Consider the following 26,811-nt stretch of genomic DNA (forward strand, 5'->3'; position numbering starts at 1 on the left):
AGCAGCCGCGGCGAAACGCGGAGCGTTCTCATCGCGACAGGTCTTCATCTTCGCGGCGATCGGCTCCGCGGTGGGCCTGGGAAACATCTGGCGTTTCCCCTACGTCGCCTACGACAACGGAGGTGGCGCGTTCGTCATCCCCTACATCGTGGCGTTGCTGACAGCCGGAATCCCGTTCCTGTTCCTCGACTACGCACTGGGCCACCGCTACCGGGGCTCCGCGCCGTTGTCGTTCGCGCGCCTGCGCCGCGGCACCGAGGGCCTGGGCTGGTGGCAGGTCGGCATCTGCTTCATGATCGCCATCTACTACGCAGCCGTGATGGCCTGGGCGGTGCGCTACACGATCTTCAGCGTCACCAAGGCCTGGGGTGACGACCCGGAGGGCTTCTTCTTCGGCGAGTTCCTCAAGGCAGGCGATCCGGGCATCGACGCCACCCCGGTGTGGGGCGTGCTGATCCCGCTGCTGCTGGTGTGGGTCGCGATCCTGGCCGTCATGCTGCTCGGCGTCCAGAAGGGCGTCGGCGCGACCTCGGCCATCTTCATCCCGATCCTCGTGGTCGCCTTCGCGATCCTCGTGGTGCGCTCGCTCTTCCTCCCCGGTGCGGCCGAAGGGCTGGACGCGCTCTTCACCCCGAACTGGAGTGCGCTGACCGACGCAACAGTGTGGGCGGCGGCGTACGGACAGATCTTCTTCTCGCTGTCCATCGGCTTCGGCATCATGATCACCTACTCCTCCTACGTCCACAAGCACACGGACATGCCGGGCGCCGGGCTCGTGGTCGGCTTCGCCAACTCCAGCTTCGAGCTGCTCGCCGGCATCGGCGTCTTCGCCGCGCTCGGCTTCATGGCGCAGGCCAACGGGGTCGCCGTCGGCGAGGTCGCCACCTCTGGCATCGGTCTGGCGTTCGTCGCCTTCCCCGCGATCATCAGCGAGGCGCCCGCAGGGGCCCTGATCGGGGTGCTCTTCTTCTTCTCCCTGGTCATCGCCGGTTTCACCTCGATGGTGTCCATCGTCGAGGTCGTGATCTCGGCGGTGCGTGACAAGTTCGAGATCACGCGCACCACTGCCACGATCGCGGTCACCGTGCCGATGGCTCTGCTCAGCCTGGTGTTCTTCGCCACCACGAGCGGGATCTACGTGCTCGACATCATCGACCACTTCATCAACCAGTTCGGCATCCTGCTGGTCGCCGTGATCTCGATGCTGATCATGAGCTGGGGGCTGCGCGTGCTGCCGATGTTCAGCGCTCACCTGTCCGACGGCAGCTCGATCGTCGTCGGTGCCTGGTGGCGGATCCTGATCAGCATCGTCGCCCCGATCGGCCTGGTCCTCGTGCTCGGGCTCTCCTTCTGGGAGGACGTGAAGACGCCGTACGAGGGCTACCCGGCCTGGATGCTCGCCGTCTTCGGCTGGGGCGCGGCAGGCGCCGTCATCGTCTTCGGGTTCCTGGCCGCTCAGGCCAAGTGGCGGGACCCCGAGGCTCTGTCCCCGGTTCACTTCAACGAGAAGGGAGCACAGTCATGAGCGGCTCCGCCATCGTCATGATGCTCGTCGCGATGCTGGTCATCTGGGGAGGCCTGGCGCTGGCCGTCGTCAACCTGCGACGCAGCCCCGACCTTCCGCGCGAGGACGAGATCCGGCGCGACCTCTGACGGGTCACCGACCCGACCCAGACACTGGGGCCTGTTTCGGAATGCGGCGTGAGTCGCGTTCCGAGACAGGCCCCTGTCGTTGAGTCGCCCGGATCATCCGCCCGCCAGAGCGACCCCATGGCGCTCGGTGACCGACAGGATCGCGGCCATCGAGTCCGCGGCGGGCTGGCCTGCGGGAACGGAGCTGGCGAAGTCGGCGAAGAACCGGCCGGCGCCGTCGCCGGTGGTGATCGCGAGCGCTCGGGCGGAGTCGCCGACGACCTCGAAGGTGCCGGGGGTGCCGGCCGGGAAGACGACCAGTCCGCCGGGCTCGACATCGTAGGACCTACCGTCGACGTACGCCGTGATGCGGCCCTCGAGCAGGTACAGCACCCCGCTCCACGGCGAGACGTGCGGCGGCGTCATCGGGGCGGCGGGTGCGATCACCTCGAAGACCTCGAAAGCCCCCTGGGCGTCCTTGACGGCGGCCTTGGCGACATGGTCTCCGTCGATCATCGGGCTGTGCTGGCCCTCGTGGGGCCGTACGTAGGTGGTGCTCATGACTTCTCCTTCGGTCGGGTGCGTTCAGCATCCGCCGCTGGAGCCGAAGTGGTGCGAGTAGTGCGCTACTCGACTCCGAGAGGGTCCGCCAGCCCGGCTCGCTCGGAGACGCCGAGCTTGTGGCCGGCCCGGTAGAGGTGGCCCTCGACGGTGCGCACCGACAGGGTCAGTCGCGCCGCGATGTCCTTGTTCGACAACCCTCGGGCGGCCAGGGCGGCGATCTCCCGCTCACGGGCGGTCAGCGGCAGCGGCCGGGCCGCGACCACCAGCGCCGGGGTGCGGGCACCCGACCTCTCCGCCAGCTTCGCCGCGGTGGCCGCCGCGGTCAAGGCCGAGCCCGGCCTCCCCGCGCGGCGCTGCACGTCGGCGGCCTGCGCGGCCGCGTCGCCCGCGGCGACGAGGTCACCGAGCCGGGCCCACGCATGCGCCACCCGGAGCAGCGCGTCGCCGTCCTCGTCGGCCCACGCCCGGGCATGGCTCAGAGCCGCGTCGGCGCGAGGGCCGAGCCCGGCGAGAGGGGCGAGGCGGCGGGCCGGTGCCACGGTCGTGTCGCCGAGCTGGACCGCGGTCTGCCAGGCGAGGACCTCGTACGCCGGTGAACCCGCCTCGCGAGCGAGATCCGCCGCGGCGACCGCGTGGCCGATCGCCTCCGTCGTCCACCCCTCAGCAGCTGCACCCCACGCCAGCGCGAGGCGGTCGTCGGGCAGATAGAGCCGGTACGCCGGATGGTGCCCGGCAGCCACGCCGGCCAGCAGCGGCGCGGCGTTCTCCGGTCGACCAGCCTGCGCGAGGGCGGTCGCCAGCAACGTACGACACCGGAACCGGAACTCGTGGCCGGAGCCATCCAGCGCGGCCCAGGCCTCGTGCAGCGAGAGCAGAGCATCGAGCAGGCGGCCCTGGGCGAGGGCCGCGTGACCTGCGACGACGAGCCCCATGAGCCTGGCCGGCCCGGGGAGGTCGGCCGATGCGGCCCGCATCCTCCGGGCCAGGTCCGCGCCCCGGTCCGGTGTGCCGGCGAGGCGGTGTCCGAGCACCTGGAAGTCGGCGAGCCCGAAGCCAGGAATGACGGTCGGCACCCGGTCGGCGGTCAGTCCGCCCACGACGGCGGCCTCGTCGAGGAGCTCGCGGTCACCGGTGACGGCGGCCGCCGCGGACGCAGATGTGGCGACCAGGATGCCGGCCAGGTCGTCGGGAATCTCGCTCCGCAGCAGCTGCGGCGCCCGGGCGAGCACGGCAGAGATCTCGCCGTCCACCAGGCGCAGGACGAGCGCCATGGCGGCGACGTGGACCGGGGCTGCGCCGGTGGCCTCGGCTGCGGCCAGCGCCTGATGGGCCTCGTCGGGCCGGGCCATCGTGAAGAGCAGGTTGCCGGTGCGATGCAGCTGCACCATCGCGAGCAGCCCCGGGTCGGACGCGGTGGCGACGATGTCCTCGTGGATCGCCTCGGCCTCCTCGCCGCGGCTGAGCCAGGAGAGCGCGGCGCCGTGCACCACCCTGGCGGCGATGTCGCCGGTCGCCGCGGCCGCGCGGGCCAGCCGCTCGGCCAACGGCAGGTCGTACATCCGGGTCGCGGCCTCGGCGGCCCGGAGGAACAGCGCCGGCTCCGGTGGCAGGTCGGCGTCGAGGGTCAGTACGGCGCGGGGGATCGGGTCCGGCTCCGGGTCCAGGGTGAGCGCCACCCGGCCGCGGAGGCGGCGGGCACGCAGCGTGCCCATCGCGGCGCGGCGTACCTCGCCGTAGAGGGGGTGTGCCAGCCGGGCGACCACCCCGTCGGTACGCACCAGCCCACGCTCCTCCGCCTCCTCGAGGTCGGCCGCCGAGGTCAGCGCGGACAGTGTCGCGACCGCCACCGGCTCGGCCAGGGCTACCAGGTCGACGACGTCCCGCACCCCGGCCGCAAGGTCGCCGATCTCCCGCTCCAGGAGACCGGCGAGCTCCGGCGAGATCGCCGGCTCGCTGCTCCATCGCCAGATCCCGGACGCCGCGCTGAAGCGGCCCGCCGACACCTCACCGGCCAGCAGGTGCCGCAGGAACAGCGGGCTGCCCTCGGTCATCGTCCACAGTCGGTGCGCGGAGTCCGTGTCGACCGGACCGCCGAGCACCCGGGCGATCAGCCGGGTGCTCTCCTCGGCATCCAGCGGCGCCAGGTCCAGGCGCGGGAGGTGCTCGTCCTTCCACAGCGAGGTCACGATGTCGGGCGCGGGCTCCCCGGTGCGGAGCGTGATCAGCACCGGAGCCATCCGCCGGGCCACCACCCGGTGGACCACGATCGCGGAGTGCTCGTCGAGCAGATGAGCGTCGTCGACGGTCAGCACGAGCGGGAGCTGCAGGGTGATCTGGTCGAGCGCCCGGCCGATGGTCTCGGCCGCCTCGCCGGGCGGGACGTCGAGCAGACCGGCGAACGCACCGAGCGGGAACTGCCGGGCGGCCGTGCTCCCCTGGGCGTACAGGACGGATCCCCCATGACCGGCGGCGGCCGCCAACGCCTCACGGGCGAGCCGGGTCTTCCCCACCCCCGCCGGACCCGCAACGATGACGCCCGCCGCACCGGGCCTGATCGCCGCTGCCACCCTCCGCAGCTCGTCGTCCCGGCCGGTCAGCGGCCACGGCCGCTCCATGAGGTCAGGCTAGTGGCCCGGATCCGGCCGCGCATCACTCAAAAGGTGGCTGCGCTCAACGGCTCGATCCCGGCCGTCGACAGACCGATGCCAGTCCTCACGGCACCAGCCGCGGGCGCCCTCACAGAGCGGGCGAGAGGTCCTCCCAGACGACCTTCCAGCCGTCCGTCGGGAACCCCGGAGCGGAGCCGCGTGGTCCCGGGGTGCCGGTCGCGCCACGTACGCCTTCGGGCGAGTCCGCCCACCCGGCGCACATCATCGCCACCGAGTAGAGCAGCCCACCGGCCGACGGGAAGTACGGCGAGGGCACACCGCTCTTGCCGCTCGCCGGAAGCCCGGTGTCGGTGAAACCGAGGCGCTCATGGAGCAGGTTGTCGACCGCGCTGACCGGGTCACCGAGACGGGCCGCGTTCATGGCGAGCAACGGGAAGTCCCAGCTGTAGAGGTCGGTGACCGGCCAGGTCTCGTACACGCGTCGGGTGGTCGCCCGCATGGTCTCCAGGTCGACACCGTCGCCCGGCAGCATCCCGAACGGCGCGATCGGGTCGGGGTGGTTGGTGTTGCGTTCGGTCCACATGTTCGGCACGCCCTCGTAGAGGACATAGGTGCCTTCCTCGACGGGCAGCGGCGCGAGGTTGTCCAGGATCTCGTCCAGCGCCTCGTCCCGCGCCCGGCCGAGCCGCTGGCGCCACTGCTGGGCGACGCGCAGCCCGAACTTCCAGTAGGAGAGCTCGAAGGTCGGGTTCAGCGTCGACTCCGGCTTGTTCCGTTCGTTGCAGCACATGATCGGCGGCCCGATGACGTACCGGCCGGTCTCCTCCTCACGGTTCGCGAACGACGCCATGAACTCGGCCGTCTCACGGACCACGGTCTCCCACTTGCGCAAGGTGCTCCGCTGCGGATGCGCCTGGTAGTCCATCTCGGCAAGGAACAACGGGTGCGGCTGCTGCCAGATCAGCAGGCATGTCGGCGTGCCCGGCGACTCCCGGCCGATCGCGTCACCGAAGGCGGTGGTCATCTTGGGCCAGCGCGCTCCGCGGAAACCCTGCGACTCGGCAAGCTCACGTGCGTGCGGAAGGAACCGTTCATAGATGTCCGTGCTCCGGTCGAGGAGCGACCAGCGGTTCCACAAGCCGTAGTGGAAGGCGTGCCACCAGTACATCTCCATATGGAACTTGCCGTACCAGCCGTTGTTGACCAGCCCGGACTCCTGGGCCGGATCGTTGCCGGCGTCGTTGACCGCGAGGTGGTACTGGCTGAGCACGATGCGACGCTCGAGCTCACGCCAGCGCGGGTCTGTGCTCCGCGAGAGATCGACGGCGCCGCCGGTCCGCCAGAACCGGGGCCACCACTCCTCGCTCGCGTCGACCACGTCGCGGGCCGACGGCACCTTGCCCACCTCCGGGGCGAACAACGCGGTCAGCTCCAGACGGTTCCCGCGGCCGACGATCTGGTAGCGGTGCAGTGCCGGGTCCAGACGGGTGATCTCGGCACCGCCCGGCAGGTCGAGACCGACCTGGTACTCGGTGTCGTCCATCGTGTGGGTGACCCGGGCGGTCCGGCCGCGGCGCATCACGGTGGTGGTGTGCCTCTCGGGGCGGTCCCAGAACCCGACGAACGGCGCCGAGAACTTCTGGGTACCGGTGGTCATCGCATACGGGAAGTCGATGAACGCCGTCAGGCGACCGGCCCTGACCAGGTCCGAGTCGATGCGTACGCCGATCGCGTCCTGCCCCGGGTGGCAGGCGGTCTCGACCTTCACCTGGTGGCCCTCGAGCCGGAACCTGCTGCGCAACAAGCCGGTCCACGGGTCGAGCACCTGCTCGACGTCGGTCAGGTCCGCCTCGACCGCCTCGGTGCCGTCGGCCTTGAGCATCCGCAGCCCGATCCGCCCGAGGTTCGCCCGGTGGGGGTTCTCCCGGAGCCAGTTGAAGATCTCCGGCTCGCCCTCGTCATGGGTCCAGTACGCGACATCGCGGCCGTAGGTGTCCCAGACCCGGCCTTTGAGGTCGGAGATCTGCTTGCCGGCGGGCAGCGCGTCCTCGTGCCAGCCCCAGTCGGCGAGGGTGTTGAAAGCGAGGAAGGTCTGCAGGCCGGTCACGTCGGCACCGAAGGCGAACCGGCCGTTGCCGACCTGGATCGGAAGCTCGACGTCGCTCTCGTGGCGAACCACACGGTGCCGGGAGACCAACGCCTCGCGGTCGATCGACCGGCCGCGTGATGGCGCGGCCGCCGCAGCCGACTCGGCTGCCAGGACACGGCTCATGAGGGTCGCCGACGCGACGGCGGCCATGCCTTTGAGGACACCACGACGGGCAAGCTGGTGCTGATGGATCACGGTCTGTTCTCCCACCTTGATCGGAGCTCCGACCACATCGACATGAAACGATTCAACGTGTGAACCGTAAAGGTGTGACGTCAGTCACGTCAAGGTTCTGGCCGGGTCCGGCCAGGATCCCCCTACGACGGGGTTGACCTCGAGCCGCTACGCGCGACCGCTCCGACCAGCTGGTTGGCGAAGGCCTCGGACGGATAGCCGAGATCACGGACCTGCCTATCAAGCTCGACAAGGTTGTCGGCTAGAACGGCTCGATCGCGAAGCGCCCCCAGGCGACGAAGACCATCGCCGCGAGAAAGAGCAGGTCGCCGAGGAGCTCCTTGTACTCACCGCGCCGAAGCCGCTCGGTGATCGCTCCGGCCATGTAGAGCGCCATGCACGATGCCGCGACCGGCACCAGGACCGGCGCCACACCGACCAGTCCCGGAAGGACCAGGCCGATGCCGCCCAGAATCTCCACGACACCCATGAACCGCACGTTCCCGGGCGTGAAGTCCCCCGGCCAGCCGAGCTTCGCGGCGTACTTCTCATAAGACATCGTCAGCTTGACGATGCCGCCGGCGACGTAGGCGACGCCGAAGATGCCGGCGACGATCCACAGGGCGATGTTCATGTTGTCTCCAGTTGTTGGGTGATTCCCGATGTTCACCCCTCTGACGGAACATCGGGCCGGTCTGTGACATCGCCGAACCCCCACGATTCAGACCGCTAGGCTCCCGACGTGAGCATGACGGAGCAGGTAAGCGCGGATCCCGCTCCGCGAAGGTTGTCGTACGTCGGCTTCGCGATCATCGTCGTCGCCTACCTCGCGATCATCCAGCTCGGCGGTCGTGTGGCGCAGGCGGTCTTCGACTCCGGCGACGGGTTCACCACCACCCGCGACGTCCTGGTCAACATGTGGATCCCGCTCGGCGCCGCGGTGGTGTTCACCTACGCCGTCATCGCATGGCTCGGCTGGGGACGCCCCGTCCTCCGCGAGGAGCGACGCCTGCGCCAGTGGACCTGGGCCGTCCCGATCATCCTGGCTGTCTGCATCCTGCTCGCCATCAACTACGCCGGGCTGGCCGACAAGGGCATCGGCTTCGTCCTCGCGCTCCTCGTCGCCACCCAGTTCGTCGGCTGGGGCGAGGAGGGCATGTTCCGGGGCGTCGGCGTCACCATCCTGCGCGAGCACGGCCTCACCGAGGGCAAGGTGGCCCTGTGGTCCAGCATCGTGTTCGGCTCGGTCCACCTGACCAACGCGCTCGGCTCGGGCGGCCAGGCCGTCCCACAGGCGATCGTGGTCACCTTCGCCGGCTACTTCTTCTACCTGATCCGCCGCGCCTCCGGAGGCAACGCCCTCAACTCCGTGCTCCACGGCCTGTTCGACTTCTCGCTGATCAGCTGCACCGCGATCGTCGTCGACCAGGAGCTCTACCTCGGCGCAATCGCCGGCATCCTCGCGTACGTCATCATCGCTATCCTCGTGATCATCGGTCGCAAGCGACTCGAGCCCGCCGCCGCTACTGACGTGCCATCGCGATCCTGAATCGCTCGTCCGGGTCGATGTAGTGGTCGTGTACGTCGTCCCCGAGGCCGATCTGGACCCACGCGATCTTGCCGCTGAACCGGCTGGTCCGGCTCGTGTAGTCCGAGGAGACCGTCGTACCGGACTCGTAGCCGATGTCGGTGGTCTCGTCGGCCGAGAAGACCATCGGCTGCGTCGCCTCCACCCGGCCCGACCCGACCGGCTTGCCGTCGTCGTAGAGCGTGACGTCGCCACCCTTCGCGAGCCCGCCACCGTCGTAGGCGAACTCGACCCGCACCTGGCGGGTGCCAGCCGCGAGCAGGGATTCGGAGACGACGGGGAACTCCTGGATGCCGAGCACGTTGTAGACGAACTTGAGCCGTCCGTCGCGGGCGAAGAACGTCCAGCCGCCGAACCGGCCGCCCTGGGCGATGATCACACCCTCGGCGCCGGTGTCGGGGATCGTCACCTCGGCGGTGACGGAGAACGACTTGTTCTTGATGCTGACCACGCTGTTCTCCGAGAGCCGGCCCATGCCGGGGAAGAAGAGCTGGGTGTTGCCGCGAACGAGGGTCGGCCTGCCGGCCATCGTGGGCTCGAGCCGCTCGCTGGTGCGGTCGTCCATCGGCAGCACTCCGTACTTCACGGCCTCGATCAACCAGAGCCGCTGCAGCTCGGCGAGCTTCCCGGGGTGCTCCGCCGAGAGATCCCGCGCCTGGCTGAAGTCCGTGTTGCCGTCGTACAGCTCCCACACGTCGTCATCGAAGGCCGGCAGCTCTCCGCCGACCATCACCCACGGGGTGCGGTGCTTGGTGACCGCGCTCCAGCCCTTGTGGTAGACGCCGCGGTTGGCGAACATCTCGAAGTACTGCAGGTCGTGCCGCTCCGGCTCGCTCGCGCCGCGGAAGGTGTAGAGCATGCTCGTCCCCTCCATCGGCGACTGCTGGACGCCGTTGACCATGGCGGGCTCGGGCAGCCCTGCCGCTTCGAGGACGGTCGGCGCCAGGTCGATGACATGGGTGAACTGGGGGCGCACCGAGCCCGGGTCGTCGATCCCGTCCGGCCAGTGCACGATGGTGCCGTTGCGCGTGCCGCCCCAGTGCGAGGCGACCTGCTTGGTCCACTGCAGCGGCGAGTTCATCGCCCACGCCCAGCCGACCGAGTAGTGGTTGTAGGAGCTGGGTGAGCCGAACTCGTCCATCTTCGCCCGCATGAACTCGGGCGTCTCCAGCGCGGCCATGCCGTTGAAGTTGGCCATCTCGTTGAAGGCGCCGTTGACGGTGCCCTCGGCGGAGGCGCCGTTGTCGCCGATGATGTAGTAGACGATGGTGTTGTCGAGTACGCCGAGGTCGGCGATGGTGTCGATCACGCGGCCGACGTGGTGGTCGGTGTGCTCGAGGAAGCCGGCGTACACCTCCATCTGACGGGCGAGCACGGGCTTCAGCTCGTCCGGCATGTCGTCCCACGCCGGGATCTCGTCGTGGCGGGCGGTCAGCTCGGCATCGGCGGGGATGACCCCGAGCTCCTTCTGCCGCGCGAAGGTGCGCTCCCGGTGGGCGTCCCAGCCGTCGTCGAACTTGCCGGCGTACTTGTCGATCCACTCCTTGGGGACGTGGTGGGGAGCGTGGGTCGCGCCCGGCGCGAAGTAGGCGAAGAACGGCCGGTCGGGCATCAGCGCCTTCTGCTGGCGGATCCAGGCGCACGCGTGGTCGGCCAGGTCCTCGGTGAGGTGATACCCCTCCTCGGCCGTCGCGGGCGGCTCGATCGCGGTGGTGCCTTCGTAGAGCGCGGGATCCCACTGGTTGTTCTCACCGCCGATGAAGCCGTAGAACGTCTCGAACCCTCCGCCTGCCGAGGGCCAGGCGTCGAAGGGGCCGAGCGGCGAGGATTGCCAGACCGGGACCTCGTGGCACTTCCCGAACTGTGCCGTCGAGTACCCGTTGAGCTTGAGCGTCATCGCCAGCGGCGCCTTGGTGTTGGGCCGCACCGAGCTGTTGCCGGGCGCCGACGTCGCCGTCTCGGTGATGCTGCCCATCCCGACGGAGTGGTGGTTGCGGCCGGTGAGCAGTGCCTGCCGCGTCGGGGCGCACAGCGCCGTGGTGTGGAATCGGTTGTAACGCAGGCCGTTGCCAGCCAGCCGCTCCGCGACCGGCGTGGCGCAGGGCCCTCCGAACGCGCTCGACGCTCCGAAGCCGACGTCGTCCAGGAGGATGACGAGTACGTTGGGCGCGCCGTCCGGCGGCAGCAGCGGCTCGATCGGCGGGTACTTCGTCTCCGGGTCCTTGGCGTCGTACGTCGTGTGTCCCGACGCTGGTCGGTCCGGGATCGGCAGCATGGTCCGGGCGTGAAGGTCGGGACGGTTCGGCATCGAAGGCGCTCCAGTCATCGGCGGGATGTCCACCGAGCGTCGCAATAGACTGCGCGCGCCACGTCACCCTTGGCGGATGATCGACTACGTTCTTCGCGATCGCGCTGAAATGCACGAAGCCCCAGGGATTCCCTGGGGCTTCGGTGGTGGTGCGCGAGGGGGGAGTTGAACCCCCACGTCCTTTCGGACACACGGACCTGAACCGTGCGCGTCTGCCTATTCCGCCACTCGCGCGTGCAGCAGAGGAAACGTTAGCCCACGGGCGCCCACCGACCCAAAACGACGGCACCCCGCTCGCCTTGACGCTGGTGGTCACCCGATCGTGGGAGGATCGAAACCACGCAGAATGCGGGAAGTGGCAGATCCCCTAGGGTGCACCGATACGATCGGGCCGAATCCCGGGGACCACTGTGCCCGTACGCGACTGACCACCCACCCCGACCGGCCCACCCCCGGCACCTGAGAGGAGCGCAACAACGTGAGCGGCCTGCAGAAGTTCGAGCAGAAGTTGGAGCAGCTCATCTCAGGCGCTTTCGCGAAGGCGTTCCGGTCCGAGGTGAAGTCGGTGGAGATCGTCGCCGCGCTCCAGCGCGAGATCGACAACAATGCCCAGGTGCTCAGCCGCCAGCGGCGCCTGGTCCCCAACGACTTCTTCGTGGAACTGTCCGCCAGCGACCTGGGCAAGCTGGAGTCCTACGGACCCCACCTCAAGGAAGAGCTGAAGCGCCAGCTGATGGACCACGCCGAGGCGCAGGGGTTCGTCTTCCCCGGCCGCGTGAGCATCGAGTTCGGCGAGGCGAAGGACCTGACGATCGGCCGGTTCCGGGTGCGCAGCCGCGCCCAGGCTGCCGTCTCCGGCGCCGACATGAGCGACACCCAGGTGAGCCGCGCGCAGGCCTACCTGGAGATCAACGGCACCCGGCACCCGCTCCACGGCAACCTCGTCGTGGGACGGGGCACCGACGCCGACCTGCGTATCAACGACCCTGGCATCAGCCGCCGCCACATCGAGTTCCGCTCGAAGCCGGCCGGCGACCGTGTGCGTGTCGAGGTCTATGACCTCGGCTCGACCAACGGCATGCTGGTCAATGGGCAGAAGATGGCGAGTGCCACCTTGGACGACGGCTCTCAGGTGCGCATCGGCACCACCGTCATCACCGCGCATATCGTGGAGGAGCGCCGTTGAGCGAGCTGACCCTGTTCCTGATCCGGGTCGCCTATCTGGCGATCCTGTGGATCTTCGTGCTGGCCGCGTTGTCGGTGATCCGCTCCGACATGTTCGGCGCGCGGGTCACCAACGCCTCCGCCGGTGGCCAGCCCGCGGCCCCGCCTGCTCGCGGCAAGGCTGCCGCGGCGCGTGCACCGCGGCGCGGCGTACCCACGCATGTGGCCGTCACCACCGGCTCCAACGCCGGTGTGACCGTGCCTCTCTCGCAGGCCCCCATCGTCATCGGCCGCGGCAGCGATGCCGCGATCATCCTCGATGACGACTATGCCTCCACCCGCCACGCCCGGATCGCCGTCTCCGGCGACCAGTGGTTCGTGGAGGACCTCGGATCGACCAATGGCACCTACATCGGGTCCGTCCGGATCAATCAGCCGACCGCCATCTCTCTCGGGACCCAGGTGCGGATCGGTAAAACAATCCTGGAGCTGCGCAAGTGACCGCTGCGACCGACCCCACCCCCGACCCCGCTCCTAACCCGGGCGCTGCCGACGGACGACCCTTCCGCCTCGAGTTCGCGGCGGTCTCGGACGTCGGCCGGGTGCGCAAGGACAACCAGGACAGCGGGTACGCCGGACCCTGGCTGCTGACCGTCTGCGACGGTGTCGGCGGCGCTGCCCGCGGCGACATCGCCTCCAGCACGGCCGTCCAGCAACTGCGCAAGCTCGACGAGGAGCCGGCCCTCGGGCTGGTCGACGACGACCTGATCGGCCTGGTCTCGCACGCGCTGCACATGGCCCACGACGAGATCGGCCACCTGGTCGACCACGACCCGACGCTCAACGGAACCAGCACGACCTCGACCGTCGGACTCTTCGACGGCTCCAAGCTGACCGTCGGCCACGTGGGCGACAGCCGCGCCTATCTGCTCCGCAACGGCGCGATCCACCAGGTCACCCACGACCACACCTTCGTGCAGACGCTTCTCGACGAGGGGAGGATCACGGAGGAGGAGGCCAAGACCCACCCACACCGCAACCTGATCCTCAAGGCCCTCGACGGCACCCGGGAGCTCGAACCCGACCTGTTCATCGTCGACCTCGCCGCCGGCGACCGGCTGATGTTCTGCAGCGACGGTGTCTGCGGCTACGTCGACGACCCACGGATCGCCGACATCCTGGCCACCGGCACGCCCGAGTACGCAGCCGTCGAGCTGGTCCGGGTCTCCCTCGACTCCGGCAGCACCGACAACGTGACCTGCGTGGTCGCCGACGTGGTGCCCAGCGACACCATCCCGTCCCCGGGCCTCGAGGCCCAGATGGTGGGTGCGGCGGCCGAGCTCAAGCGGAAGACCACCAAGACCGGCCAGATGACCGCTCTGTTCCGCGGTCACCGGATGGGCGACACCGGCGAGCTGGACCCGATCGACGAGGAGATCCCCGACGGCGCGATCGCCGCCGACCCGGAGGAGATGCGCTACGCGCTCCAGGCTCCGGTCAAGTATCTGAAGCTGCGCTGGGCCTTCGGCCTGCTGACCCTTCTCGGTGTCGTCTGGATCGCTGTCGCGACCGCGTTCGTCTGGTCGCAGAACCAGTGGTACATCGGCGAGCAGGAGGGCAACGTCACGATCTTCCGTGGCGTGCCCACCACGATGATCGGCCTCGATCTCTCCGAGCCCTACCAGACCTCCAACCTGAAGGTCGAGGACCTGGCCGAGACGTACCAGAACCAGCTCGAGGACGGGATCCACAGCAAGGACCTGGCCGGCGCGCAGGAGAAGGTGCAGTCGCTCGCGGACCAGAGCGCCGCGGACGCGGGAAGCGGGTCATGAGCGGGTTCACTCCGGCTAGCTCGATGCCCGTTTTCGTCCACCGGTCGCGGCGGGGAGCGGAGCTGGTCCTGCTGATCCTGGCCCTGGTGGTCGGGATCGGTGCGTACGCTGCGGTCGGCCTCGGCGTGCAGGAGAAGATCCCGGTCGACATCGTCGGCTACGGCACCTGGCTGGTCGCGCTCCTGGTGGCGGCCCACATCGGCGTACGTCTGCTGGCTCCGTACGCCGACCCCGTGCTGCTCCCGCTGGTGGCCATGCTCAACGGCGTCGGTCTGGCCGTCATCCATCGGCTTGACCTGGCTCTCGCCGAGGACGCCGACAAGTTCGCCCGTCAGCAGCTGATCTGGATGACGATCGGCGTGGTGCTCTTCCTGATCACGCTCTTCGTGGTTCCCGACCACCGGATGCTGCAGCGGTTCACCTACACCGCCGGCCTCGGCGCGGTGGTCATGCTGATCCTGCCGATGCTCCCGATCATCGGCAAGGAGATCAACGGCGCGCGGATCTGGATCAACCTCGGACCGGTCAGCTTCCAGCCCGGCGAGGTCGCCAAAGTGCTGCTGGTGATCTGTTTCGCCGGCTATCTGGCGGTCCACCGCGACGCCCTCGCGCTGGCGGGGCGCCGGTTCGCCGGCATCGACCTGCCCCGCGGCCGCGACCTCGGCCCGCTGCTGATGATGTGGGCCATCAGCCTCGCGATCCTGGTGCTGCAGCGCGACCTCGGCTCCAGCCTGCTCTTCTACGGCCTCTTCGTGGTGACGCTGTACGTCGCAACCGAGCGCAAGGGCTGGATCGTCGTCGGCGGGCTGCTCTTCGCAGGTGGTGTCTTCGCTGCTCTGACCCTGTTCAGCCACGTACGCGTCCGGGTGTTCACCTGGCTGGACCCGTTCAAGTATTACCCCGTGGGCGATGATGGCGTGACCTCCTCGGGGCAGCTGGTCGAAGGGCTGTTCGGGATGGCCTGGGGAGGCATGATCGGCCGCGGCTTCGGCTCCGGCGAGCCCTGGCGGATCCCCTACGCCAACTCCGATTTCATCATCCCGGCGATCGGCGAGGAGCTCGGTCTGACCGCGCTGCTGGCCCTGCTGCTCTGCTACGGCCTGATCGTCGAGCGCGGCCTGCGCACGGCGATCGTGGCCCGCGACGACTTCGGCAAGCTGCTCTCCGTCGGCCTGGCCACCTCGATCGCGCTGCAGACCTTCGTGGTCGTCGGCGGCGTGACCGGGCTCATCCCGCTGACTGGTCTGACCACACCGTTCCTCTCGTATGGTGGGTCTTCGCTGGTCGCCAACTGGGTGATCATGGCCCTCCTGTTGCGCGTCTCGGACCAGTCCCGCCGTCCATTGCCGACAGCACCGTCCGATGAAGACCTCGCCGCTGAGGAGACCCAGATCGTCAAGCTCGACAAAGGGGCGATGAGCAAGTGAACCGCCCCATCCGCACGCTGAGCGTCGGCTGCCTGATCCTGTTCGTGGCGCTGATGCTGAACGTGACGTACGTCCAGTTCTTCAAGGCCAACTGGTACAACGACCGCGCCGACAACCGCCGGGTGACCGAGGACGCCTACTCACAGCAGCGGGGCGACATCCTGGTCGGCAAGAAGGCGGTCGCCACCAGCGTGCCGAGCGACAGCAAGTTCGAGTGGCAGCGCACCTACCCCGGCGGCAAGAAGTACGCCCCGATCACGGGTTTCATGTCCTTCTCCTACGGCCAGACCGGGATCGAGAGGTCCCAGGACTCGGTGCTGTCCGGCAAGGACAACAAGCTCTTCACCAACCGCCTGGTCGACCTGGTCACCAACTCCGAGCCGGCCGGCGGCAACGTCGAGCTGACCATCAACCCGAAGGTCCAGGACGCTGCGTACGAGGGCCTGACCGCCCTCGGCGAGGACGTCCAGGCGGCGGCGGTGGCGATCGAGCCGAAGACGGGCCAGATCCTGGCGATGGCCTCGACCCCCACCTACAACCCGGACCGGGTGGCGAACAACGACATCAGCGCCGCTCAGAAGTCCTACAACCAGCTCTCGAAGGACGAGAACGAGCCGCTGCTCAACCGCTCCATCCAGACCGCGCTGCCGCCAGGGTCGACCTTCAAGCTGGTCACCGCCGCGGCCGCGATCGAGAACCTCGGCATGGACGGCGACAGCATGGTCTACGGCGGCGCCTCGCTCGACCTGCCCGGCACCGACACCGACCTGCCCAACCTCAACGGCACCAGCTGCGGCGGCGAGCAGATTACCCTCACCCGCGCTCTCGAGGTCTCCTGCAACACCGCGTTCGGGTCCCTCGGAATGGAGCTCTCCGACGAGGAGATGCAGGAGCAGGCCGAGGGGTTCGGCTTCGGCCAGGACTACCTCGACGACATCGGCCCGCTGGCCAAGAGCCAGTACCCGCCCAACGACGGCAAGGCCGAGCAGGCCCGTGCCGCGATCGGTCAGCAGAGCGTGATCGCGACCCCGCTGCAGATGGCGATGGTCTCGGCAGGGATCGCGAACGGGGGCGAGGTCATGAAGCCCTACCTCGTCGACCGGGTCACCTCCTCTTCCCTCGACGTCATCGACCAGGGCAACCCGACCGCGATCGACAACCAGCCTGCGGTCTCGCAGGACACCGCCGAGATCCTGACCCAGATGATGGTCAGCACCGTCGACAACGGCACCGCCGAGGCGGCCGCGATCGACGGCGTGAGCGTCGCTGGCAAGACCGGCACCGCACAGACCACGCCGGACAAGCCGCCGTACGCCTGGTTCACCTCGTTCGCCCCGGCGGAGAACCCGTCCATCGCGGTCGCCGTGATGGTCCAGAAGAGCGGCACCGAACGCAGCGAGATCGCCGGCGGACGGCTGGGCGGCCCAATCGCGAAGGCCATGATGGAGGCAGCGATCTCATGAGTCGTTACGTATTCCACGAGCTCATCGGCACCGGCGGGATGGGCGAGGTGTGGCGAGCGACTGACACGACCCTCAACCGCGAGGTCGCGATCAAGCTCCTCAAGCCCGAGCACGCCGAGGACCCGATCGGCCGGTCTCGATTCGAGTCCGAGGCGAAGCATGCCGCGGCGCTCCACCACCCCAACGTGGTGGCCGTCTACGACGTCGGCGAGATGCCGACCGCCTCCGGCCTGATGCGGCCGTTCCTGGTGATGGAGCTCGTCGACCACAAGCCGCTCTCGGAGCTCATCCGTGACGGGCGGCCCCTGGCCCCCGAGGTCGTACGCGACCTGCTCGGTCAAGCGGGCGACGCGCTGGCCGCCGCACACCGGGCCGGCATCGTGCACCGTGACGTGAAGCCCGCCAACCTCTTGATCACCCCGCAGCGCAAGGTGAAGGTCACCGACTTCGGCATCGCCCGAGCGCAGGCCTCGACCGGCATCACCGGCACCGGTCAGGTGATGGGCACACCTCAATACCTCAGCCCGGAGCAGGCTCGCGGCGAGAAGGCCACCCCGGCCTCCGACGTCTACTCCCTCGGCGTGGTCGCCTTCGAGTGCCTGGCCGGCTACCGGCCGTTCCAGAAGGAGACCCCGGTCGCGACCGCGATCGCCCACCTGCACGACCCGGTCCCACCGCTGCCCGACCACGTCCCGGCCGATCTGGCCGCGATCGTGATGCGGAGCCTGCAGAAGGACCCGACCCTCCGCTACGCCGACGCCGCCGCGTTCACCAGCGCGATCGTCGGTCACGGCGCCGCCGACCAGGACGCCGATGCCACCACCGTCGTCGCCGCGGCGCCCGGCGACGCGACCGCGACGTCGGTCATGGACCCGGTGCCCTCGCCCACTCAGAACTACGTCGGCATGCAGGGCGCCGCAGGCGGTCCCGAGGGTCCGCCGCCGCCTCGCTACCAGGACCCGTACGACCGTTACGACGAGGACGACGAGCAGAAGCCCTGGTACAAGAAGCCGTTCAACATCATCATCATCCTGATGCTCGTGGCCGTCATCGTCGCGATCATCTGGATCATCTCGACGCTCGCCATGGACCCGAAGACCCCTCCGGCCAACGACACGTCCACCACACCGTCGGCCTCCCCTACCCCCACCCCGTCGGAGGAGCAGGAGGAGGAGCCGAAGGCCGTCGAGATCGACGAGGACGCCTACATCGGCCGCAATGTCGATGAGGTGCGCTCCGAGCTGGACGACCTCGGTCTGAAGGTCAAGGTGGCGGTCCAGGACAACGACGGCAGCTACGAGCCCGACACGGTCGCCGGCCTCGACCCGACCCGCAACCTCTACGAGGGCGACCCGATCACCATTCGCTACTACGGCGAGCGCCCCGTGGTCGAGCAGCCTCCCGCCGAGGAGGAGCCCGACGAGGAAGAGAGCGACGAGGAGGAGCCGACCGACGGAGAGTCCTCCGACTGGGGCATCCCGGAGCTCCCCGGCGACGAGACTGGCGGCGGCGGCGGCAACGGCAACGGGGGCGGCAATGGCTGAGGGAGCTCTCCTGGCCGGTCGCTACGAGGTCGGCGAGCTGCTCGGCCGCGGCGGCATGGCGGAGGTCCGCAAGGGCACCGACCACCGGCTCGGCCGGGTGGTCGCGATCAAGCGCCTGCGGGTCGATCTCGCCAGCGATGCGACCTTCCAGGCGCGCTTCCGGCGCGAGGCGCAGTCCTCGGCCAAGCTCAACCACCCCTCGATCGTGTCGGTCTACGACACCGGCGAGGAGAAGTCCGACGACGGTGTCGCCCAGCCCTACATCGTGATGGAGTACGTCGCCGGCCGCACGCTGCGCGACGTGCTCCGTGAGGGTCGCAAGATCCTGCCGGAGCGGGCGCTGGAGATCAGCTCCGACGTACTCAACGCTCTCGACTACAGCCATCGCAACGGGATCATCCACCGCGACATCAAGCCGGGCAACGTCATGCTGACGCCGGCCGGTGACGTGAAGGTGATGGACTTCGGCATCGCCCGGGCACTCAACGACGCCCAGTCGACGATGACCCAGACCGCGGCCGTGGTCGGCACCGCGCAATACCTCAGCCCCGAGCAGGCCCGTGGTGAGCAGGTCGACGCCCGCTCCGACGTCTACTCGGCCGGCTGCCTCCTCTACGAGCTGCTCACCGGCCGTCCGCCGTTCGTCGGCGACTCGCCGGTCTCGGTGGCCTACCAGCACGTCCGCGAGCAGGCCCAGCCTCCCTCGGCCCACGACCCGACGCTGACCCGTGAGCTCGACGCGATCGTGATGAAGTCGCTGGCCAAGCGGGTCGAGGATCGCTACCAGTCCGCGCAGGCGATGCGCACCGACATCGAGCGCTACCTCGCCGGTCGTCCGGTCCAGGCGGCCGTGCCGCCGAGCATGGACCAGACCCAGGTCGCCCAGAACCGCGCTGTAGGCCCCTATGGGGGCGACCCCACCAACGGTGGCTACTACCCGCCCCAGGACGACCGCCCTGAGGGCCCGCGCCCGTGGGTGCTCATCCTGCTAGGCCTCGTCATCATCGGCCTCATCGGGTTGGGCGCCTACTTCCTGCCTGCGGCCCTCGGCCCGCAGACCACGCCGGCGCCCGACGTCACCGGTCTGACCCAGGAGAAGGCGATGGCCGAGCTGAGCACGGCCAAGCTGAAGGGTAAGGTCAAGCAGGAGTCGAGCGACACCGTCGCGGTCGGCGTCGTGATCTCCCAGGACCCGTCAGCCGGCCAGGACGTCGAGGAGGGCAGCACCGTCACCCTGACGGTCTCCACCGGTCCACCCAACCGGGAGATGCCCAACGTCGTCGGGTCGCCACAGAAGACCGCCAAGGGGATCCTCGAGGGTGATCCCTACAACTTCACGGTGAAGATCGAGACGGTCGAGTCCGACAAGGACAAAGGCATCGTGATCAAGTCCGACCCGGTCGCCGACCAGAGCGTGACCACGGGCAAGTCCACGGTCGTCACCCTCACCGTCTCCGAGGGTCCGAACAAGGTCCCGAACGTCGTCGGCAAGACGGCCGAGCAGGCCGAGGAGATCCTCCGCAACGCCGGCTTCACGCCCGTACGCAAGGACGAGCCCAACACCGAGGAGCCCAAGGACACCGTCGTCGAGCAGACACCGGCCAAGGGCACACCGCTCGCCCGGGACGGTCAGGTGATCATCTTCGTCTCGACGAAGGAGGAGGCCCTGCCGAGCTGTCAGACCCTTGTGCCCGGGACGGACCCGGCCAACCCGTCGGCCTCGGCCACCCAGACCGCCGAGCCGGGCGACCCGCCGACGTGTGACCCGGCGCTCCCGCCGAGCACGCCGGCGGCGCCGTAGCCCGGACGCCCGCCGAAGCCCCTGTCTCAGTCCTCCTGAGGCAGGGGCTTCGCGTATTTCACGTCGAGCAGACCGTCGTAGGCCGGAGCCGTGAGATACGTCAGCGGCTGGAGGGACCAGCCGATCTGGACGTTGGGGTCGAGGGCGTCGGCCCGGTAGTTCTGTACGTGGTTGTCGCGGTCGATCGCGGCCTGCAGCCGGTCGGGGTCGCCGACCGCCTCGATGACGTACGGCTGGGGGTAGGGGACGCCGTCGAGCTGCACCGTGCTGCCGGAGCACTTGATGCCGGTGGTGGTGATGATCCGCTTGCCGGCGATGGTGACCGCCTCGGCGCCGCCAGCCCACAGCGCGTTCACGACGGCCTGGATGTCCTGCTGGTGCACGACGAGCGAGTTGGGGTCGTCACCCGTGTAGCTCTCCTGGACCTCCGAGGGCGCGTCACCCAGGACGATCTGCATACCGGGACCGCTGTGGTCGGAGGTGCCGGCGGGGTCGGCCAGCCGCGCCGACTGGTGCTGCAGCTTCTTGACGTCCTTGTCGGTGACGCCGCTGGTGAGCTGGTCCACCTCGCTCTGCAGGTCGGTCAGCTGGGCCTCGAGGCGGTTGTAGCGGAACCGCTCGCCGTCGACGAGCGTCGCCAGGTCCTCGTAGCGGCCCGGACGCAGGTCGGTGCCGTCGGCATTCACGAAACTCACCGCGAGCAGGCCGCCACAGAGCAGCACCACGATGGGCGTGCCAAGCCTCCAAGAGGTCACGCGGGACCAGCGCTTTGGTTTAGAGGTGGGGTTAGCCTGGGTTCCGGAGCTCACGACCATTAGGGTATGCGCAGCAATCACATTTGTCTGAGGAGCATCACCCGTGGCCAAGCTCAAGCTCTCGAAGAAGAGTGATCTCGACCTTCCCAAGGAGCCGATCTTCACTCCGCGCTTCGGGGTCGCCCTGCTGCTGATCGCCCTCGGCATCGGCTGGATCGCCTACTACTACATCGGGGTCCGCCCCAACGAGGTCGGTGGCGACTTCACCGGGCCGAAGCCGGTGCAGAAGCTCGAGGGGTGGAACTACCTGATCGGCTTCGTCCTGCTCTTCCTGGGCCTGGCCGTCGCCGCCCACCCGAAGACCCCGCTGGGCCGCGGCCGCGGAGTCGTGGTCGGCATGCTCGGCTGCTTCGTCATCGGCCTGATCTGGATCTGCGTCTTCTACGTCTTCGCCAACGACCACCTGGACAAGATCTGGGTCTTCAACGACCTGGGTCAGAAGAACCTGCTGGTCGGCATCGGCTTCATGGCGGTGGGTTTCACCTTCGCCACGAAGTGGGAGTGACCCTCTCGTTAGACGGCACAAGCGGCGCAAACCTTTGGTTTGCGCCGCTTTGCGTTACACGCATGTAGTTCTCCACAGGGCCATCCACACCTGTGGATTTGTGCACGCGGTGAAAACGCCCCGAAAACACCTACCTCGAAGGCGTCAGAACAGCAGGATCCGTACGCCGATCAGGGCAAGCAACACCAACGTGAAGGCACCCAGGGCAGCCCATTGCAACGGCGCCTTCCGGTCGGCCCGGAGCGAGGTGTAGATCCACGCGACGACGAGACCGCCGACGAAGCCGCCGACGTGCCCCTGCCAGGAGATGCCGTTGCCGAAGAAGGTGATCCCTGCGTTGATCAGGAGCACCGGCAGCAGCGGGGCGAGCGACTGCCCGGCCCTGACGAAGAGCACCACCAGGACACCCAGCAGGCCGAAGATCGCGCCGGAGGCACCGACGGTCGACCCGGCCGGTGCCGACGCCCAGACCACCAGGGCGGAGCCTGCCAGGCCGGAGATCAGGTAGAAGACCAGGAACCGCAGCCGGCCCACGATCGGCTCGAGGAACGAGCCGAGCATGTAGAGCGACAGCATGTTCACGGCCAGGTGGATGATCGAGACGTGGGTGAACATCGAGGTCAGCACCTGCCAGACCGCGCCGTCGTCGACGCCTGGCATCCAGGTGTAGCCGCTCGCCTGACAGACATCGTTGGGCACCGCGAACCCACCATCGGGCGTGAGGCAGTAGCCCTGCAGCCGGATCGCGATGAAGTCGGCGATCCTCGACCCGGATCCACCGGTCAGGATGATGCTCAGCCAGACCAGGACGTTGACGCCGATGAGCGAGAAGGTCACCGGGAGTGCCCTGAACCCGACCCGCGCGCCGGTGAAGCGCTTGGGCTGGCGTACGGACTTGTGGCCCTCACGCACGCACTCGGGGCACTGGAAGCCGACCGATGCGCCCGTCATGCAGTCAGGGCAGATCGGCCGGCTGCAGCGCTGACAGCGAATATGCGTCTCACGGTCGGGGTGGCGGTAGCAGACCGGCACCCCGACCGGGGTCGAGTCGGACAACTAGACGATCTCGACCGTCTCGATGACGACCGGCTCGACCGGGCGGTCCATCGCACCCGTCTTGGTGCCGGAGATCGAGTCGACGGCCTTCTTCGACTCCTCGTCGGCGACCTCACCGAAGATGGTGTGCTTGAAGTTCAGCCACGGCGCCTGGCCGGTGGTGATGAAGAACTGCGAGCCGTTGGTGCCGGGGCCGGCGTTGGCCATCGCAAGCAGGTAGGGCTTGTCAAAGGTGAGCTCGGGGTGCGGCTCGTCCTTGAAGGTGTAGCCCGGGCCGCCCGTACCGGTGCCCAGGGGGCAACCGCCCTGGATCATGAACCCGGGGATGACACGGTGGAAGCCGAGACCGTCGTAGTAGGGAACGCCGGAGCGGCCGGCGTCGTCCGTGTACTCCTTGGTCCCCGTGGCGAGGCCGACGAAGTTGGCGACCGTCTCCGGAGCATGGTTGGGGAACAAGGTGATCGTGATGTCACCGTGATTGGTGTGGAGGATGGCCTTCTGGTCAGCCATGACCTGCCCTTCCGACATTGGGATTGGTACGGGATGTAACTCCTCGATCCTCCCACAGTGTCGGTCGCGGACCTGAGGTCAGGAGGCCGCGTCAGCGAGCTTCGGAGCGATCCGGTCGGCGACGCGGCGCTCGACCCAGAAGATCAGACCGGGGATCAGGCCGGCGATCATCATCAGCAGGAACTCGGGGATCGTCCAGCGGGCCTTCTGCGTCAGCAGGAAGGCGACGATCACGTAGATGATGAAGATCCAGCCGTGCGCGACCCACAGCGGCGTCATCGCCTCGCCGAATGACTGCAGGGCGGTGCCCTCGGGGAGCAGATACTTGAACAGCGAGGAGACCGTGCCGACGAGCAGCAGCACACCCACGACGTACGCAAGCACCTTGTAGGTGCCGAACAGCTTGTTCACGCGTCTGAGCGTACGCGCAGATCCTGAGTGGTTTTCTCAGGGTCTTCTTCGTCGTCCTCGTCCGGTCGGGGGCGCAGGGTGTCGCGCACGTAGCGCCACCACACGTAGATCCCGAAGATCCCGAACAGCCACCACTCGACCGCGTAGAGGAGGTTGCGCAGACCGGTCGTGGCCTCCGGCTCGGGCAACTGCGGAGCAGGCACGTCGGCGACGTCCGTGGAGCCGTCGTTGACCGGCATCGAGCTGGCCGGCCAGTTGTCCTCGGCCGGCGAGCGCACCATGTAGGCACTGTAGAGGTCGTAGCTGGTGCGCGAGATCAGGTCGGAGACGTCCAGCTGGGGAAAGACGTTGTCGGACTTGCGGTCGTCGGCGACATCGGTCCAGTCGCTGGGCTGCAGCCAGCCGGTGACGGTGACGTGGCCGCGCGGCGCGGGCGGGGCGGTGCCGACCTCAGGGGTCCAGCCGCGTACGACGTAGACGGCCGATTCGGTGTCCTCGACGAGCACCGGTGTGACGGCCCAGAAGCCGACCTGAGAGCCTCGCTCCATCCCGTCGATGAAGATGGTCTCCTCGGGCATCCAGATCCCGGAGACGGTCACGGGGCGCCCGATCTGCTCCCACGGGAAGGCGTCGTTGGGCCCGATCAGGTCGGTGAACGCCTTCGGCTTCGCATGGACCAGTTCCGCGACCTGGTCCTGCTTGTCCTGCTGGCTCGACTGGTACTGCCACACCCCGAGCAGCACCGCGCCGGTCACGAAGATCACAACCAGCGCGTGCGCACCCCACAACCTGGGGGAGAAGATGCTTCGTGGGGGACTGGTCTGGGCGGCCATAGCACTCCCAGAGTACGGCCCCTCAGTCGCAGACCGCGAACGGGACGGGTTCCCTGGTGACCAGGGTGGCCGCGGTCACCGGGTTCGTCACTCGGAAGCCGATCCGCCCCGTGGCCGGATCGGCGACACCGTTGGTGAAGACCTTCTTGTACGCCGCGGCCTGATCGCCCAGCTTCAGCCGGACGAACAGGTCGTCACGGTCCTCGCCGAGACGCAGGGTGGCCAGCCCGCCGCCGAACTCGACCGAGTAGGCCTCGACCGGCGCGAGACGGGTCTTCTCCTTCGGCCCACCCTCGGCGCAGCCCTTGACGACGTACGTCGAGGTGGCAGGACCGCCGGCGACGGCGACCATCACCTCCTGCGCGGCCCAGTTCTCCGCGTCCGGGCTTGCAGTGTTCTTGGTGATCAGGTGGGTCTCCGGGTCGAACTTCGCGCCCTTCAGCGGGCCGACGCCCGCCTTGATCGCCGGGCCGGGCTTGACCCGGTCGGCGACCTTGATGACGTGCCCGTCCTGACCGCCACCGGTGAACCTGGCCTCCCAGATGACATCGGCCGCGCCCCACTGATAGGTGTCACGCAGACGCTGGTCGACCCCACGCAGCAGACCACCGCTGACCTGGGCGGCCTCCTTGTCGGCCCGGTTCCACAGGTCACTCTGGTCAGCGGGACTCGACCGGCTGGTGACGTCGTCGAGCCCGAAAAGGGACTTCACCTCGTCGTAGTCGGTGACCGCCAGCGTCTTCGCGCCCTCCGGCACGAACGTCATGGCTGCTTCGACGGGGCCCATGGTCGCGGCGTACACGGGGTAGGTGTCCTCCGACGCCGCCGCTTCCGGCTTCTTCGGCTCGCTGTCGTCCCCGCAGCCGACCAGCGCAACGGCCAGCCCGACGGCCAGCACGCACATGCCCCATCGCCTCACGTTCACCCCAACGAGTATTCCCGATCCCTGTCACGGTGTGCGGCACGAAATAGATGGAGGCCGCAGGCGGAACGCGCCTGCGGCCTCCTTGATCCCGAGCGTCAGCGACCAGCGCCTGTGAGCTCAAGGGATGCGGGAAGAGGCTCGAGCACCGGGTCGATGATCCGCGAGGAGGCCTCGGACCGAGCGACCCGACTGCGGCGCAGGTCCTTGACGGTCGTGAGGCGGCGGAGCCAACGGTCGGTGCCGTCGTAGCGAGCCGTGAAGGGCTTACGGCCGTGCAGAGCACGGTGGTTGTCGACGATGAGGATCTCGCCGGGAGCCAGCGCGACGTCCTCGACGTTCGCGGAGAGCTCCATGATGAGCAGCTGGAGCGCCCGGTCGGCCTCGACGTCACCCGGCAGAGCCGCCATGTAGGGCGGGTCGAGCCGGACATCGGGGGCCTGGGGCGAGCCGGAGAGCACGGCGGTCGGCGCGGCGAGCAGCTCGGCCTCGTTGACGCCGGCCTCGCGAAGGTTGCGCAGGTGCTCGTCGTCGGGGTGGATGACGTAGCGCGGCTCGAACAGCGGAGCGTATTCAGGGCCGGTCACGTCGATCGAGCTGATGCCGACCGCGGTGGTCGGGATCATGTCCTCGTTGCGCAGCGAGATCAGCCCGAGGTGGTCGCAGCGAAGGTTGCTGAACGCGTCCTCGATGTGCAGGTCGAGTACGACGTCGCTGCTGTGCCCGGTCTGCAGGCTCTCCTGCTTCTGGATCGGCAGGATGTTGTTGACCAGCTGGCCACCCTGCAGCGAGGACCAGGAGACGGCGTCGCCGAGCTGGGCCATGATCAGCGCGAGCCAGAAGTCGGCCATGTGCGGCGCCTGGGCGTCGGGGTGGTTCCAGTGCGGCGGGGTCGGGCCGGCGGTCACCGGGAGCCCACTGACCACGAGGGCGTCGGTCGCGTCGCCGTAGCGGAATGCGCGAATCGCCTTGGCGACGCTCTCGGGGAGCTGACCGCCGAGGAACGGCGCGGTCTCGAGGAACTCCGAGGAGACCGGGCTCTCGAACCGGGCGAGCAAGGACTCCGACAGCTCGGCTGCGGCCTGGGACTCTGCTGGGGTCATCTCGACCCGGGTGACTACGGACTCTGCGCCCACAACATTGACCTCTCGGACTTTGCGGTGGAGGGGTTCGTCAGAAGCGTTTTCTGGCGCCCGCACCAAAGGGTTTCCTAAGTTCGAGACCACTTTGTTCCGCCGTACGGAATTCAAACGAGTGATAGGTCCAAATATCGAGACGATAGGTATTAGGCCCCTTGCGTAATCGCCGCAAACCTGTTTAGCGAATGTATCTTCCTTGCGGTCTGCCAGTTACCCGAATTTGCCCGTCTGGCGCGGGTTCTGGACGTCACTGGTACGGATCGACGAGCTCGCGCAGCGAGGTGAGCGCCTCTCGCAGGGCTGACGCCAGGCGGGGGCCGAGGTGGTCGTTCCACTCCTGCTCGACGCTCATCACCACCTCGCGA

The 26,811-nt window shown here is 68.5% G+C and carries 23 protein-coding genes, 1 tRNA gene and 1 pseudogene; 11 read left to right on the forward strand and 14 right to left on the reverse strand.

Translation table 11 applies throughout. The features are described from left to right. Positions 1–1,525: sodium-dependent transporter (locus ABZY89_RS27875; RefSeq protein WP_355232444.1), on the forward strand; the 1,525-nt coding region annotated here is incomplete at its 5' end. Beyond that, complete coding sequence (locus tag ABZY89_RS27880) at positions 1,522–1,653, forward strand: methionine/alanine import family NSS transporter small subunit (protein ID WP_160026071.1); 132 nt, start codon at positions 1,522–1,524, stop codon at positions 1,651–1,653. The genes ABZY89_RS27875 and ABZY89_RS27880, both read left to right, overlap by 4 nt. Positions 1,654–1,746: 93 nt before the next feature. On the opposite strand, the gene ABZY89_RS27885 is transcribed toward ABZY89_RS27880, so the two are convergent. The 4 genes from ABZY89_RS27885 to ABZY89_RS27900 form a co-directional block, all read right to left on the reverse strand. Continuing rightward, positions 1,747–2,193, reverse strand: coding sequence for a cupin domain-containing protein (locus ABZY89_RS27885; RefSeq protein ID WP_355232445.1), 447 nt, complete (start codon positions 2,191–2,193; stop codon positions 1,747–1,749). A gap of 65 nt (positions 2,194–2,258) precedes the next feature. Continuing rightward, positions 2,259–4,811, reverse strand: a complete 2,553-nt coding sequence (locus ABZY89_RS27890; RefSeq protein WP_355232446.1) for a LuxR C-terminal-related transcriptional regulator — start codon at positions 4,809–4,811, stop codon at positions 2,259–2,261. Between the two features lie 121 nt (positions 4,812–4,932). Next, on the reverse strand, positions 4,933–7,149 hold the full coding sequence (locus ABZY89_RS27895; RefSeq protein ID WP_355232447.1) for a hypothetical protein: 2,217 nt from the start codon (positions 7,147–7,149) through the stop codon (positions 4,933–4,935). 241 nt (positions 7,150–7,390) lie between these two features. Further along, positions 7,391–7,762, reverse strand: coding sequence for a DoxX family protein (locus ABZY89_RS27900; protein ID WP_355232448.1), 372 nt, complete (start codon positions 7,760–7,762; stop codon positions 7,391–7,393). Between the two features lie 114 nt (positions 7,763–7,876). Here ABZY89_RS27900 and ABZY89_RS27905 point away from each other — a divergent pair, with 114 nt between their 5' ends. Next, positions 7,877–8,677, forward strand: a complete 801-nt coding sequence (locus ABZY89_RS27905) for a CPBP family intramembrane glutamic endopeptidase (protein ID WP_355232461.1) — start codon at positions 7,877–7,879, stop codon at positions 8,675–8,677. Here the strand turns inward: ABZY89_RS27905 and ABZY89_RS27910 are convergent. Both ABZY89_RS27910 and ABZY89_RS27915 read right to left on the reverse strand, forming a co-directional pair. Beyond that, positions 8,652–11,024 carry an arylsulfatase gene (locus ABZY89_RS27910; RefSeq protein ID WP_355232449.1) on the reverse strand — a complete coding sequence of 791 codons (2,373 nt, stop codon included), beginning with the start codon at positions 11,022–11,024 and terminating at the stop codon, positions 8,652–8,654. The two genes, ABZY89_RS27905 and ABZY89_RS27910, sit on opposite strands and share 26 nt — an antisense overlap. 147 nt (positions 11,025–11,171) lie before the next feature. After that, positions 11,172–11,258 (reverse strand) — tRNA-Leu (locus ABZY89_RS27915). A 244-nt stretch (positions 11,259–11,502) separates the two neighbouring features. Here ABZY89_RS27915 and ABZY89_RS27920 point away from each other — a divergent pair. The 7 genes from ABZY89_RS27920 to pknB are packed head-to-tail and all read left to right on the forward strand — an operon-like array spanning position 11,503 to position 20,255. Beyond that, on the forward strand, positions 11,503–12,210 hold the full coding sequence (locus tag ABZY89_RS27920) for a DUF3662 and FHA domain-containing protein (RefSeq protein WP_355232450.1): 708 nt from the start codon (positions 11,503–11,505) through the stop codon (positions 12,208–12,210). Next, a complete protein-coding gene (locus ABZY89_RS27925) occupies positions 12,207–12,689 on the forward strand; it encodes an FHA domain-containing protein (RefSeq protein ID WP_141802030.1) in 483 nt (160 codons plus the stop codon). Before ABZY89_RS27920 ends, ABZY89_RS27925 begins: the two co-directional genes overlap by 4 nt. Continuing rightward, the gene (locus ABZY89_RS27930) at positions 12,686–14,020 is read left to right on the forward strand and encodes a protein phosphatase 2C domain-containing protein (protein WP_355232451.1); all 1,335 of its coding nucleotides are present in this window, start codon (positions 12,686–12,688) and stop codon (positions 14,018–14,020) included. Before ABZY89_RS27925 ends, ABZY89_RS27930 begins: the two co-directional genes overlap by 4 nt. A gap of 23 nt (positions 14,021–14,043) precedes the next feature. Continuing rightward, a complete protein-coding gene (locus ABZY89_RS27935) occupies positions 14,044–15,447 on the forward strand; it encodes an FtsW/RodA/SpoVE family cell cycle protein (protein ID WP_355232452.1) in 1,404 nt (467 codons plus the stop codon). After that, positions 15,444–16,910 carry a penicillin-binding protein 2 gene (locus ABZY89_RS27940; protein ID WP_355232453.1) on the forward strand — a complete coding sequence of 489 codons (1,467 nt, stop codon included), beginning with the start codon at positions 15,444–15,446 and terminating at the stop codon, positions 16,908–16,910. The genes ABZY89_RS27935 and ABZY89_RS27940 overlap by 4 nt, the downstream gene beginning before the upstream one ends. Then, on the forward strand, positions 16,907–18,454 hold the full coding sequence (locus ABZY89_RS27945) for a protein kinase (RefSeq protein ID WP_355232454.1): 1,548 nt from the start codon (positions 16,907–16,909) through the stop codon (positions 18,452–18,454). Before ABZY89_RS27940 ends, ABZY89_RS27945 begins: the two co-directional genes overlap by 4 nt. Continuing rightward, positions 18,447–20,255, forward strand: a complete 1,809-nt coding sequence (pknB, locus tag ABZY89_RS27950; RefSeq protein WP_355232455.1) for a Stk1 family PASTA domain-containing Ser/Thr kinase — start codon at positions 18,447–18,449, stop codon at positions 20,253–20,255. The genes ABZY89_RS27945 and pknB overlap by 8 nt, the downstream gene beginning before the upstream one ends. Before the next feature lie 26 nt (positions 20,256–20,281). On the opposite strand, the gene ABZY89_RS27955 is transcribed toward pknB, so the two are convergent. After that, positions 20,282–21,010: a DUF881 domain-containing protein gene (locus ABZY89_RS27955; protein ID WP_355232456.1), complete on the reverse strand. Its 729-nt coding sequence runs from the start codon at positions 21,008–21,010 to the stop codon at positions 20,282–20,284. A gap of 103 nt (positions 21,011–21,113) precedes the next feature. Between ABZY89_RS27955 and ABZY89_RS27960 the strand changes: the two genes are divergently transcribed. After that, positions 21,114–21,575: a cell division protein CrgA gene (locus ABZY89_RS27960; protein WP_355232457.1), complete on the forward strand. Its 462-nt coding sequence runs from the start codon at positions 21,114–21,116 to the stop codon at positions 21,573–21,575. 144 nt (positions 21,576–21,719) lie between these two features. On the opposite strand, the gene ABZY89_RS27965 is transcribed toward ABZY89_RS27960, so the two are convergent. From ABZY89_RS27965 to ABZY89_RS27995, 7 genes and pseudogenes are all read right to left on the reverse strand, one after another. Continuing rightward, the gene (locus ABZY89_RS27965) at positions 21,720–22,526 is read right to left on the reverse strand and encodes a rhomboid family intramembrane serine protease (RefSeq protein WP_355232462.1); all 807 of its coding nucleotides are present in this window, start codon (positions 22,524–22,526) and stop codon (positions 21,720–21,722) included. 3 nt (positions 22,527–22,529) lie between these two features. Then, positions 22,530–22,607 (reverse strand): annotated as a pseudogene (locus tag ABZY89_RS27970) (hypothetical protein); the annotation flags it as partial. A gap of 24 nt (positions 22,608–22,631) precedes the next feature. Beyond that, positions 22,632–23,141 (reverse strand): peptidylprolyl isomerase, encoded by a 510-nt coding sequence (locus ABZY89_RS27975; protein WP_355018843.1) that lies wholly within the window; start codon positions 23,139–23,141, stop codon positions 22,632–22,634. Between the two features lie 78 nt (positions 23,142–23,219). Then, positions 23,220–23,552, reverse strand: a complete 333-nt coding sequence (locus tag ABZY89_RS27980; protein ID WP_350665262.1) for a DUF3817 domain-containing protein — start codon at positions 23,550–23,552, stop codon at positions 23,220–23,222. Beyond that, positions 23,549–24,385, reverse strand: a complete 837-nt coding sequence (locus tag ABZY89_RS27985) for an SURF1 family protein (protein WP_355232458.1) — start codon at positions 24,383–24,385, stop codon at positions 23,549–23,551. Before ABZY89_RS27985 ends, ABZY89_RS27980 begins: the two co-directional genes overlap by 4 nt. 22 nt (positions 24,386–24,407) lie before the next feature. Continuing rightward, positions 24,408–25,310 (reverse strand): hypothetical protein, encoded by a 903-nt coding sequence (locus ABZY89_RS27990; protein ID WP_355232459.1) that lies wholly within the window; start codon positions 25,308–25,310, stop codon positions 24,408–24,410. Positions 25,311–25,405: 95 nt separating this feature from the next. Further along, positions 25,406–26,410 (reverse strand): TauD/TfdA family dioxygenase, encoded by a 1,005-nt coding sequence (locus ABZY89_RS27995; RefSeq protein WP_355232460.1) that lies wholly within the window; start codon positions 26,408–26,410, stop codon positions 25,406–25,408. Positions 26,411–26,811: the final 401 nt, after the last annotated feature.

Origin of the sequence: Nocardioides sp. NPDC006303 (genome assembly GCF_040613175.1) — a bacterium.
Taxonomy (GTDB): Bacteria; Actinomycetota; Actinomycetes; order Propionibacteriales; family Nocardioidaceae; genus Nocardioides.

Bases quoted from the DNA above. Each gene is read 5' to 3' on its own strand.
- ABZY89_RS27880 (WP_160026071.1), top strand. From the start codon at position 1,522: ATGAGCGGCTCCGCCATCGTCATGATGCTCGTCGCGATGCTGGTCATC.
- ABZY89_RS27885 (WP_355232445.1), bottom strand. From the start codon at position 2,193: ATGAGCACCACCTACGTACGGCCCCACGAGGGCCAGCACAGCCCGATG.
- ABZY89_RS27890 (WP_355232446.1), bottom strand. From the start codon at position 4,811: ATGGAGCGGCCGTGGCCGCTGACCGGCCGGGACGACGAGCTGCGGAGG.
- ABZY89_RS27900 (WP_355232448.1), bottom strand. From the start codon at position 7,762: ATGAACATCGCCCTGTGGATCGTCGCCGGCATCTTCGGCGTCGCCTAC.
- ABZY89_RS27905 (WP_355232461.1), top strand. From the start codon at position 7,877: ATGACGGAGCAGGTAAGCGCGGATCCCGCTCCGCGAAGGTTGTCGTAC.
- ABZY89_RS27910 (WP_355232449.1), bottom strand. From the start codon at position 11,024: ATGCCGAACCGTCCCGACCTTCACGCCCGGACCATGCTGCCGATCCCG.
- ABZY89_RS27935 (WP_355232452.1), top strand. From the start codon at position 14,044: ATGCCCGTTTTCGTCCACCGGTCGCGGCGGGGAGCGGAGCTGGTCCTG.
- ABZY89_RS27945 (WP_355232454.1), top strand. From the start codon at position 16,907: ATGAGTCGTTACGTATTCCACGAGCTCATCGGCACCGGCGGGATGGGC.
- pknB (WP_355232455.1), top strand. From the start codon at position 18,447: ATGGCTGAGGGAGCTCTCCTGGCCGGTCGCTACGAGGTCGGCGAGCTG.
- ABZY89_RS27965 (WP_355232462.1), bottom strand. From the start codon at position 22,526: ATGACGGGCGCATCGGTCGGCTTCCAGTGCCCCGAGTGCGTGCGTGAG.
- ABZY89_RS27975 (WP_355018843.1), bottom strand. From the start codon at position 23,141: ATGGCTGACCAGAAGGCCATCCTCCACACCAATCACGGTGACATCACG.
- ABZY89_RS27985 (WP_355232458.1), bottom strand. From the start codon at position 24,385: ATGGCCGCCCAGACCAGTCCCCCACGAAGCATCTTCTCCCCCAGGTTG.
- ABZY89_RS27995 (WP_355232460.1), bottom strand. From the start codon at position 26,410: ATGACCCCAGCAGAGTCCCAGGCCGCAGCCGAGCTGTCGGAGTCCTTG.